Genomic DNA, 5,024 nt, shown 5'->3' on the forward strand with positions numbered 1-5,024 from the left:
GGTGTCGACGCGGGGTGTCGGGACTATGCGGCGGGTACGGTCCAGAGTTGGCCGGTGCCGGTTCCGCAGGTGCGGAGGACCAGGGCGGTGTTCGCTGCTGCCGGGTCGCCCGCCGTGTCGACGCACAATCCGCTGTGCAGGTTCGTGAATCGGGCGGTTGCACCGTCGTAGGTCCAGAACTGGCCGGCGTTGTCGGTGCAACTGCGAAGCAGGAGAGCGGTATTCGCTACTCCGGGGTCGCCGTTGGTGTCGACGCACAACCCGCTGTTCACATTCGACAACCGGCCGGACGCGGGGTCGAAGGTCCAGGCCTGTCCCGGGAGATCACCGCAGTCGCGCACCAGCAGGCCGGTGTTCACCACACCCGGATCGCCATTGGTGTCCACGCACAACCCGCTGCGCGCGTTCGATACTGGGCCATTGGCCTGTGCGGCGGCCGGACCTACTCCGGCGAGCATCGCCGCCAGCGGTACAGCGGTGACGGCGAGCACGCGCACGATGACGGTGCGAAAGGGCGTATTGGCGATTCCGGGCATCGGGCTAGCTTACGAGTAGGCCTATTGCGAGGCCGGTCATTACGAGGGCGATGACTGTGTCGAGGACTCGCCAGGCCATCGGCTTGGCGAACAGCGGGCCCAGCAGGCGCGCGCCGAAACCCAGTGCGACGAACCAGATAATGCTGCCGACCATGGCACCGGCGGCCAGGAACCAGCGGTCGGGAGACGCATAGGTGCTCGCGAACGAGCCGAGCAGGACCATGGTGTCGAGATAGGCGTGCGGGTTGAGCCAGGTCACCGCCAGGCAGGTGGCAATGGCCGCGCCCAGGGCGATCGGGGTACCGCCTCCGGCACTGAGCCCGGAGGCCGAGAACGCGCGCTTGGCGGCCAGCGCCGCATAGCCGAGCAGGAAGGCGATGCCCCCGTACTTGGCGAGGGTCAGCACCAGCGGCGCCGCATGCACCACCGCGCCGAAGCCTGCGACGCCGATGGTGATCAGAGCCACGTCGGATAGCGCGCAGACCGCCACCACCGGCAGGACATGCTCGCGTCGAATGCCCTGGCGCAGCACAAAAGCGTTTTGCGCGCCGATCGCCACTATGAGGGACATACCGAAGCCGAGTCCTGAAATGGCCGCCAGGGCCGCCGATGAGACGTTCACTCCATCGAAACTAGGCGGGCGACCAGCACCAGGCCAGCTAATCATTCTGAAGCACGATTAGAGTTCCTTACTATGGATCTGCAGCTCGATCAGCTCCGCGCACTCGATGCGGTCATCAGCGAGGGCACCTTCGAGGCCGCCGCGCGCCGGCTCAAGGTGACGCCGTCGGCAATCAGCCAGCGCATCAAGGCGCTGGAGGATTCCGCCGGGCGGATTCTGGTGCAGCGCACCAAACCGGTGCAGCCCACCGAATCCGGGCTGACCGTGCTGCGACTGGCCAAGCAGGTGCAGCTTCTGACCAGCGATACCGCGCGGGAGCTGGGTGATGAGAATCAGCCCGCCGCGCGCCTGGTCAATATCCCCATTGCGGTCAATGCCGATTCACTGCAGACCTGGGTCATGTCCGCGCTGGGCCGCGCCGCCGCGGGCGTGACCTTCGAGATCCATCGTGAGGACGAGGAGCACACCACCCGGCTGCTGCGCGACGGCACGGTCATGGCGGCCATCACCTCGACCGCCGCGGCGGTGCAGGGCTGCACGGTCCGGCGGCTCGGGGCCATGCGCTATCGGCCGACCGCGAACGCCGAGTTCGCTCGCACCTGGTTCCCCGACGGGCCCACCGCGCAGGCGTTCGCGGTCGCACCGGTCATCCTGTTCGACCGCAAGGACGATCTGCAGTTCCGGCTCATGCGGCGATACACCCGCAAACCGGTGGACCCACCCCGGCACTACATTCCGTCCTCGGCGGCATACGCCGACGCCATCCGTTTCGGCTTGGGCTGGGGCATGATGCCGGACCTGCAGACGCGCCCCGGCGATAAGCTCGTCCCGCTGGACAGCGCGGTCCATATCGATGTGCCGCTCTACTGGCAGCAGTGGCGACTGGACTCCCCCGCACTCGGTATGGTCGCGACAACCATTGCCGAAGCCGCGGCGGCGCTGCTCTGACAGCCCGCTGCTATGAACGTTCGGTCCCGGGCATGCCATAGTCGATCGAGATTGTGCTTTGCAGAGAAAGGCATTACGTGTCCCAAGTTGTGCGCGGCGTCATCGCACGCTCGAAGAATGCCCCAGTCGAAGTGACAGAGATCGTCATCCCCGACCCTGGCCCCGGCGAGGCCGTGGTGCAGGTGCAGGCGTGTGGGGTGTGCCACACCGATCTGCACTACCGCCAGGGCGGTATCAATGACGAATTCCCGTTCCTGCTCGGCCATGAGGCCGCGGGGATCGTGGAATCGGTGGGCGAGGGTGTCACCGATGTGGAGCCCGGCGATTTTGTCATCCTGAACTGGCGTGCCGTATGCGGCAATTGTCGCGCCTGCCGCAAGGGCAAGCCGTGGTACTGCTTCTCCACTCACAATGCGGCACAGCCGATGACGCTCACCGATGGCACGCCGCTCACCCCGGCGCTGGGTATCGGCGCGTTCGCGGAGAAGACCCTCGTGCATGCCGGACAGTGCACCAAGGTGGACCCGACCGCCTCACCGGTCGCGGCCGGGCTGCTGGGCTGCGGTGTGATGGCCGGACTCGGCGCCGCCATCAATACCGGCAATGTGAGCCGCGGTGACAGTGTGGCCGTGATCGGTTGCGGCGGCGTGGGCAATGCCGCTGTCGCGGGTGCGAAGCTGGCGGGTGCGACCACCGTCATCGCCGTCGATATCGATGAGCGGAAGCTGGAGTGGGCCACCGGGTTCGGTGCTACCCACACCGTGAACGCCTCGAAAGAGGACGCGGTGGAGCGGGTTCAGGAACTGACCGGCGGTTTCGGCGCCGATGTGGTGATCGACGCGGTCGGCCGCCCGGAGACCTGGAAGCAGGCCTTCTACGCGCGCGATCTGGCGGGCACCGTGGTGCTGGTCGGCGTGCCGACTCCGGATATGAAGCTGGAGATGCCGCTCATCGATTTCTTCTCGCGTGGTGGGTCTTTGAAGTCCTCCTGGTACGGCGACTGCCTGCCGTCGCGGGACTTCCCGTACCTCATCGAGCTCTACAAGCAGGGCCGGTTCGATCTGGATGCCTTTGTCACCGAGACCATTTCGCTGACCGATATCGAAGCCGCCTTCACCAAGATGCACGACGGTGAGGTCCTGCGCTCGGTGGTGGTGTTCTGATGGCGCATATCGATCACGCCACCACCTCGGGCACCTTCAGCCTGGACGGTGAGACCTTCGAGGTCGAGAACAATGTCTGGGTGGTCGGCGACGACCTGGAGTGCGTCATTATCGATGCGCCGCACAGTGTTCCGGCGATTCTCGATGTGGTGGGCACGCGCAAGGTACGGGCGATTCTGGCCACGCATGCGCACGACGATCACATCCGGGTCGCGCCGGAACTGGCCGCCGCCACCGGCGCGCCGATTCTGCTGCATCCGGACGATCTGGTGCTGTGGCGCCTGACCCATCCGGATATCGCTCCCGACGGCGAACTTTCGGACAAGCAGATCATCGCGGTGGGCGGCACCGAATTGCAGGTGCTGCACACACCCGGCCATGCGCCGGGCGCGGTCTGCTTCTACTCCGCTGATCTGGGTGTGGTTTTCACCGGCGACACGCTGTTCCACGGTGGTCCGGGCGCGACGGGACGGTCCTACTCGGACTACGACACCATCGTCGCCTCCATTGCCGACCGGCTGCTCGGGCTGCCGCCGGAGACCCTCGTGCACACCGGCCACGGTGAATCCACCACCATCGGCGCGGAGGCCCCGCAACTCGAAGAGTGGCGTGCGCGCGACAACTGACCGTCATATGTAACGTGGTGTGGGCCCGACGCGCCGGGCTCACACCGCGTTCACTGTATCTACTGGCAAATCCGGCTTAACGCCCAGGTCCGCGACCGGATAATTCCCGCCATGCGAAATATAGCTGCTGTTATAGCCGTTGCGTCTATCCCGTTGTTCGCCATCGGCTGCTCCTCCAGCCCTGGGTCGGTGAGCAAGAGCGATGTGGAGACCAAGACCGCCGGCGTCTTCCACGACAAGTCGCACGAGGATGCGAAATCCACTGTGTGCGACGGGAGTTTGAAGGCCGAGGTCGGCGCCACCCAGCAGTGCACCGTCACCTCCGCCGATAACCAGACCTGGAAGACCACCGCCACGGTGACCAAGGTCGACGGCGACACCGCCTCGTACGACATCGTTTTCGCCGACAAGTTCCTCGGGCCGGACGATATCGCCACCAATGTGTCCAAGTTCTATCAGGACAAGGTCGGGACGGCGCCGACCTCCAGCACCTGCAACGGCCTGCTACGCGGGGCCACCGGCGCCAGCGTGCGCTGTGTGATCACCGAAACCGACGCCACCCGTTGGGGAGTCACGGTCACCACCACCAATGTGGAGGGCGAGACGGTCAACTACAACATGGTCGTGGACGATCAGCCGATGCCATAGTGAAGTAGGCAGGTCAGCGGCAGGTGTCGAGGGTGGCCTCGGCCAGTTCCTCGACCACATCGGCCACCTCGCCGCGCGCGCGAAAAGCCCTGAGCTGCCGGCGCGCACCGTTGCCGCGCGCGAGTAGCGCGGCGAGAGTGTCGTCTACGAAGCCCACATCGCCGAGCTCCTTCAGGGCGGGCCGGACCAGTTCGATGAGTTTCGCCAGCAGATCCTGCATCGGGATGGTCCGTCCGTCCGCGGGATCGATGGCCGGACCGTCCATACCCTCGTGCGCAGCGCGCCAATATGCCGCGCGCAGTATGACTTCCGATATCACCGGTGTCACCGCGGCGCGGCGCGCGGTCATTACCCCGGCCCGGACCAGCGTGGCCAGTAGCGCGGTTTCCTCCACGGTAGCCGGTACATCGCTGACGCGGACCTCGACGGTGGGGAACGTAACCGACGGGCGCACATCCCAATACACCATCTTGCGGTCCAG

Annotated in this window: 7 protein-coding genes; 4 read left to right on the forward strand and 3 right to left on the reverse strand. The window is 65.9% G+C overall.

Annotated elements, in window-relative coordinates:
• Positions 1–23 precede the first annotated feature (23 nt).
• Both JWN03_RS10120 and JWN03_RS10125 read right to left on the reverse strand, forming a co-directional pair.
• Positions 24–536: an RICIN domain-containing protein gene (locus tag JWN03_RS10120; protein WP_297613102.1), complete on the reverse strand. Its 513-nt coding sequence runs from the start codon at positions 534–536 to the stop codon at positions 24–26.
• A gap of 4 nt (positions 537–540) precedes the next feature.
• Entirely contained in the window at positions 541–1,107 is a 567-nt protein-coding gene (locus JWN03_RS10125; RefSeq protein WP_297613114.1) for a LysE/ArgO family amino acid transporter, read from the reverse strand.
• A gap of 123 nt (positions 1,108–1,230) precedes the next feature.
• Between JWN03_RS10125 and JWN03_RS10130 the strand changes: the two genes are divergently transcribed.
• The 4 genes from JWN03_RS10130 to JWN03_RS10145 all read left to right on the forward strand — a co-directional run bounded on the left by JWN03_RS10130 (position 1,231) and on the right by JWN03_RS10145 (position 4,543).
• On the forward strand, positions 1,231–2,106 hold the full coding sequence (locus JWN03_RS10130) for a LysR family transcriptional regulator ArgP (protein ID WP_297613104.1): 876 nt from the start codon (positions 1,231–1,233) through the stop codon (positions 2,104–2,106).
• Between the two features lie 77 nt (positions 2,107–2,183).
• Complete coding sequence (locus JWN03_RS10135) at positions 2,184–3,269, forward strand: S-(hydroxymethyl)mycothiol dehydrogenase (RefSeq protein WP_297613106.1); 1,086 nt, start codon at positions 2,184–2,186, stop codon at positions 3,267–3,269.
• Positions 3,266–3,895, forward strand: a complete 630-nt coding sequence (locus tag JWN03_RS10140) for an MBL fold metallo-hydrolase (RefSeq protein WP_441342964.1) — start codon at positions 3,266–3,268, stop codon at positions 3,893–3,895. Before JWN03_RS10135 ends, JWN03_RS10140 begins: the two co-directional genes overlap by 4 nt.
• Positions 3,896–4,006: 111 nt before the next feature.
• A complete protein-coding gene (locus tag JWN03_RS10145) occupies positions 4,007–4,543 on the forward strand; it encodes a DUF4333 domain-containing protein (protein WP_297613112.1) in 537 nt (178 codons plus the stop codon).
• Between the two features lie 13 nt (positions 4,544–4,556).
• On the opposite strand, the gene JWN03_RS10150 is transcribed toward JWN03_RS10145, so the two are convergent.
• Positions 4,557–5,024: carboxylate-amine ligase (locus JWN03_RS10150; RefSeq protein ID WP_441342963.1), on the reverse strand; the 468-nt coding region annotated here is incomplete at its 5' end.

Source organism: Nocardia sp. (genome assembly GCF_025465275.1).
Lineage (GTDB): Bacteria > Actinomycetota > Actinomycetes > Mycobacteriales > Mycobacteriaceae > Nocardia.